1 protein-coding gene is annotated in these 447 nt (G+C 53.7%); it reads right to left on the bottom strand.

The window, feature by feature from the left end:
- Positions 1 to 447: hypothetical protein (locus AC1RPX_RS07715; RefSeq protein WP_481763321.1), on the bottom strand; the 447-nt coding region annotated here is incomplete at both ends.

Raw genomic sequence — 447 nt, 5'->3', positions numbered from 1 at the left:
GTCATCATCAGGTTGTTGAACGAGTGAACACCATAGCGTCCCTTCGATTCGCGAATCCCGTTTTCGACTTCGGCAACAAGATCAATACAGGTTTGAAGAGCGCGCTTCTGAATCACGGATGCTGCCGAATCAGAATCACCGACCTCCAAGAGCTGCTGTATGTTCTCGGCATCGTCGCCCAGAATCGAGTTAAGAGAGCCTGATTTGAGGCGCGAGATTCGTGAGCCGTCCTCATCAACGGTCACTACCTCTCGACGCTTTCGACTCACGGTTAGTCCCATGTCATCGTCGTCATCCTCAAGCGGATCGCGCTCGGGCTTCACCACAACAACGTCAGTTACAGGCTGATCACGGTCACGACCTTTTGGTGTCTGTCCCGTGTTTTTGGGAAGGGGCGGACGACCACGCTTTTTAGGCGCAGGTGTTTCCTCGATAGCATCGAGGTGC

It is taken from the genome of Dellaglioa sp. CoH-56-MRSF-14 (genome assembly GCF_056782115.1).
The sequence above is the reverse complement of the archived record's forward strand: the minus strand, read 5'-3'. Positions and strand labels throughout refer to the sequence as shown.